Origin of the sequence: Methanobrevibacter sp. (assembly GCF_045126245.1) — an archaeon.
Lineage (GTDB): Archaea > Methanobacteriota > Methanobacteria > Methanobacteriales > Methanobacteriaceae > Methanocatella.
In genome coordinates this window covers 1-3,679 of sequence record NZ_JBGVOG010000101.1, presented here as the reverse complement: position 1 = coordinate 3,679, position 3,679 = coordinate 1, and the positions used below count along the sequence as shown (strand labels likewise).

Annotated in this window: 6 protein-coding genes; all 6 read right to left on the bottom strand. The window is 35.0% G+C overall.

Going from position 1 to position 3,679, the window contains the following annotated elements:
• A partial coding sequence (locus ACJMLZ_RS07575) for a hypothetical protein (RefSeq protein WP_405305017.1) occupies window positions 1-74 on the bottom strand: 74 nt, incomplete at its 3' end.
• A gap of 9 nt (window positions 75-83) precedes the next feature.
• The gene (gene dapB, locus ACJMLZ_RS07570) at window positions 84-905 is read right to left on the bottom strand and encodes a 4-hydroxy-tetrahydrodipicolinate reductase (RefSeq protein ID WP_405305016.1); all 822 of its coding nucleotides are present in this window, start codon (window positions 903-905) and stop codon (window positions 84-86) included.
• A gap of 12 nt (window positions 906-917) precedes the next feature.
• Window positions 918-1,811 carry a 4-hydroxy-tetrahydrodipicolinate synthase gene (gene dapA, locus ACJMLZ_RS07565; RefSeq protein ID WP_405305015.1) on the bottom strand — a complete coding sequence of 298 codons (894 nt, stop codon included), beginning with the start codon at window positions 1,809-1,811 and terminating at the stop codon, window positions 918-920.
• The gene (locus ACJMLZ_RS07560; RefSeq protein WP_405305014.1) at window positions 1,808-3,028 is read right to left on the bottom strand and encodes an aspartate kinase; all 1,221 of its coding nucleotides are present in this window, start codon (window positions 3,026-3,028) and stop codon (window positions 1,808-1,810) included. Before ACJMLZ_RS07560 ends, dapA begins: the two co-directional genes overlap by 4 nt.
• 186 nt (window positions 3,029-3,214) lie before the next feature.
• Window positions 3,215-3,412 (bottom strand): 30S ribosomal protein S17e, encoded by a 198-nt coding sequence (locus tag ACJMLZ_RS07555; RefSeq protein WP_405305013.1) that lies wholly within the window; start codon window positions 3,410-3,412, stop codon window positions 3,215-3,217.
• The coding region (locus ACJMLZ_RS07550) for a chorismate mutase (protein ID WP_405305012.1) at window positions 3,399-3,679 on the bottom strand (281 nt) is incomplete at its 5' end. The genes ACJMLZ_RS07550 and ACJMLZ_RS07555, both read right to left, overlap by 14 nt.

Below are 3,679 nucleotides of genomic sequence, written 5' to 3'. Positions count from 1 at the left end.
GGATGATTTTCAAGTAATTGAATAAATTTTTGACCTACCATCCCAGTTGCACCAAGAACTCCAACATTTACCATATAACTCACCTATTCTAAACCTAAAACATCATTCATACTGCTAACAATACCTTTTTCAGCATTTGGAACATATCTGATTGCCCTAATTACTCCAGCAATAAATACTTCTCTTGTATGTGCCTGATGTTTGATTTCTAATCTTTCACCTTCACCAACAAACATTACAGTATGATCTCCAACAATGTCTCCACCACGGATTGCATGAACACCAATTTCATCTTTGGTTCTTTTGCCTACCAAACCTTGTCTTCCATAAACACCGACTTCTTCAGTGTCACGGTCAAGTTCTTTGGCTATGACTTCAAATGCAGTCATTGCGGTTCCGGATGGAGCATCCTCTTTTTGATTGTGATGCGCTTCAATAATTTCAATATCATAATCGTATAGCAATGGAGCCAATTTCTTTAATGTGTTGAAAAATACGTTAACTCCTATAGCCATATTTGATGAAATAACAGCGGAAACATTATTTTCCTTGATGTTTTTAATGTTTTCAGCCATCTGTTCTTCACTAAATCCGGTTGTGCCCACTACCACAGAAACACCACATGAAGTAGCAACTTTGATAGTTTCGACCGCCGCAGGAGCTATAGTAAAGTCAACAAGAACTTCGGCACCGGATGCCTTTAAAGTTTCTTCTAATTTTTCAGACCCTACAATTTCAACTCCAAGTTCTTCGGTTCCGGCCTGAATACCCGCATCCCTACCTGCAAGAGGAGTATTTGGCATCTCAATAGCCGCAACTACTTCCATGTCATCTTGTTGTGTGATTCTTCTAATAATTCCGGAGCCCATTCTTCCTGCTGCCCCAGTAACTGCTACCTTAATCATACTAATACCAACTTAAATTAAATCTGAATCTTTTAAAGCTTTTTTAAGAACTTCTAAGTTTTCTTCTTTCATTTCACATAATGGTTGTCTTAAAGGTCCTGAAGGAAGTCCCATCAAATTCATTGCAGTTTTTACAGGAACGGGATTACTTTCAATAAATAATGCTCTAATCAATTCAACCATTTCATAGTGAAGTTCCATAGCTCTTGTATAATCATCATTTAAAATACTGTCAACCATCAAAACCATTCTTTTGGCATCAATATTTGCAGAAGCACTTATAACACCAGTTGCCCCTACAGCCATAAGAGGCAATGTCAAGGAATCCTCACCTGAGAGAATATTGAATTCATCTTCAATTCCCTCATGGGTAAGTGCTCTATAAATATCAGAAACTTTATCAACACTGCCGCTAGCTTCTTTAACTGCATCAATACCATCAACTTTTGCAAGTTCGACAATGGTTTCTACATCCATATTTACTCCGGTACGAGATGGTACGTTGTAGAGAATAAGTGGAATATCCACAGTATTTGCAATAGTGCTATAATGGTCAACCATAGCATGTTGCTGTGGTTTGTTGTAATATGGAGTAATCAATAATGCGGCATCCGCCCCAGCATCATAAGCAAATTTTGTTAGGGAAAGTGCTTCTGAAGTAGCATTACTTCCAGTACCGGCAATAGTTTCAACTCTGCCATCAACTTCATCTACTAAAATTTCAATTACTCTTTGATGTTCTTCATGACTAATTGTAGCTGATTCGCCTGTAGTTCCAGCTCCAACTAAACCAGTCACTCCCCTATCAATCAAATAATTTATATTGTGCCTAAAACCTTCTTCGTCAATTTGTTTATCCTCAGTAAAAGGAGTTACCATTGCAACATATGTTCCTTCAAAATTCATTCTAAAACCTCGTTAACTAAACTGCGTGCTTTTTCACCATCTTTCCAATCCACGAATAACACGATGGCTGTTTGTGATGAAATAATCTCTAATATATTAATTTCATGTTTTCTTAATGGTTCTGTAATCTTTGAAATAATGCCTGGAGTATCAATGATATCCGGACTAACGAATGTAATCATTGCAGTATCTCTTCCCAATGACAATGAACTTAAAACATCATTTTCTATTACAAATTGATGTAATAAGTGATACGCCTTGTTGGAATCTGATTTGTCAACAAATGCAGTTATTGAGTTTTGACCTGCAGAAATACCGAAAATATTAATGTCTTCCTGAGCAAGACAACCAGTTAAACCAGCGAATAAACCGACTTTTTTAACCATTGCCTCACCAACAATAGCAATAAGTGAAATAGGGTTCTTATAAAGTGTTACACATTTTAACATTTCTCCTTCATAAGGTCCCACAATACGGGTTCCCTTTGAAGTTAAGTCTCCGTGTTCAAAATTGATAATCTTTGCAGTTATTAATGGATCTTTATACTTTAATGCATGAGGGTGTAAAACCTGTGCTCCATGAGTGGCCAAATCCCTCATTTCTTCAACAGAAATTTCATCTAACAATTTTGCACTTTCAATTTTATTAGGGTCAGTTGACATTACTCCTTCCACGTCAGTAACGATGACTACTTCATTAGCTTCCAGACAGTGTCCGATTAAAAATGCTGTGATATCACTGCCACCTCTTCCTAATGTTGTGATTTCACCGCTAGGCCCTTTTCCTAAAAATCCGCAAATGACCGGAATAATTCCCTGATTAACAAGTCTTTTTATTCCTTCAATTTTGATATTGGTTGATTTGAAATCTATCTTTGCTTCCAAGGAATTTGAATCTGTTATAATTGGCCATAATTCGTTATAAGGATCAATGAATTCTGACTTGACACCTAAAGATTCAATAGTTGCTGAAAATACTCTAGCACTAGTTAATTCACCCATAGCCATAATTTCTGCCTTTTGCTTGTCTGTCAAACTTGCACCAATAGCTTCATTAGATAATCCAATGAGCTCATCAGTAGTCTTGTTGACAGCCGAAACTACAACTACGACCTGATTACCTTTCATATATTCATTTACCACGGACTGCGCCGCTTTTTTAATTCTAGAACCATCACCTACCGAGGTTCCGCCAAATTTTGCTACTATTAAATCCATTAAGTTCACCTATTTCTTAAAAAATTCTTGAAATTTTGTTAAAATATTGATTAAACAAAATATTCATATCTATTTTTATACAACCATATTAATAAACTTTATAATAAGGCAGCTGCAAAAAATTTTAAAAGTTTAAAAATATTAAAAAAAAAGTTTAATAAAAAAGTAGAAAAAATAAGAAAAATCTTATTCTTGAGTTTGTTCTAATTTTACAAGTCTGGTTACATAACCTGCAATTTTATTTCTTAAATGTTTAGTACTTACAGTGGAGTATTCTTGTACTAATTTTTTGTTTTCTTCAAAATCAGTGGTGAAGACTCCCTTGTGGGTTTCGATAAGTTCTTTTGCTAAACGTTTAACGAATGAAGTTCTAATATTGCCCATTAACATTCCTCCTTAAAATTTTCTTTTGCTCATTTTTATTTAAAACAGTCAGCATATCTAATATCTGATCAATAATATCCACGTCAAGACCTTTTTCTTCAGAAATTCCCCTAACTTTTTCATGGATTGCATCTTCTCTGGATTTGTCATAAATTGGCATACCCATATACTCTTTTGCAAGAACAACATCCTTTGCAATAGAGGTCCTCTGAGAAATTAAATCAAATAATTCATTATCAATTTCATCAATGCGATTTCTGGATTCTT